The 784-nt window shown below is 52.9% G+C and carries 1 protein-coding gene and 1 pseudogene; both read right to left on the reverse strand.

All coding sequences use genetic code 11. The annotated features are described in order from the left end of the window. Positions 1–326: class I tRNA ligase family protein (locus ACTHUR_RS13345; RefSeq protein ID WP_440399010.1), on the reverse strand; the 326-nt coding region annotated here is incomplete at its 3' end. Between the two features lie 127 nt (positions 327–453). Further along, positions 454–784 (reverse strand): annotated as a pseudogene (locus ACTHUR_RS13350) (UDP-N-acetylglucosamine 1-carboxyvinyltransferase); the annotation flags it as partial.

A 784-nucleotide genomic window follows, 5' to 3' on the forward strand; every position in this document is an offset into this window, starting at 1 on the left:
CGGTAAATGTCTTGGGAAAACTGTTTGTTTTCAGGGGAATGGGTGCTGTAATAATTGTCGTAGCCGATATTGAAACCGGTAAAGTCGGCGAGGTGCTCTTCGCGCACTTTGGCAATCATGTCTTCGGGCGCGATGCCTTGTTTTTGAGCGGCAAGCATCACGGGCGTGCCATGGGTGTCGTCGGCGCAGCAGTAGTAGCATTCGTGGCCGCGCAGTTTTTGGAAGCGCACCCAAACGTCGGTTTGGATGTGTTCGACCATGTGGCCGAGGTGGATGCTGCCGTTGGCATACGGTAGCGCGGAAGTGACAAGGATTTTTCGTGTCATGGTTTGTGCTTTTAAAAACAATGGATAAAGATGTCGGGAATTATACCGCAAAACAATACGCAAAGGCCGTCTGAAACCCGATTGCCGGTGTTTCAGACGGCCTTTTATTTATCGGCTGTGTATGGGATTAACCGCGTACGCGTTCGATTTTTGCGCCTACGCCGCCGAGTTTTTTCTCGATGTATTCATAGCCACGGTCAAGGTGGTAGATGCGTTCGACAATGGTTTCGCCATCTGCGACCAAACCTGCCATGACGAGGCTGGCAGAGGCGCGCAGGTCGGTTGCCATCACGACGGCGCCGGAGAGTTTTTCTACGCCTTTGATGTAGGCGGTGTTGCCTTCGGTGGTGATGTCTGCGCCCATGCGGTTGAGTTCGGGAACGTGCATGAAGCGGTTTTCAAAAATGGTTTCCACCACGCGGCTGCTGCCTTCGGCAATGGCGTTCATGGCCATAAAC

The sequence above is a fragment of the Neisseria sp. P0021.S007 genome (genome assembly GCF_051956855.1).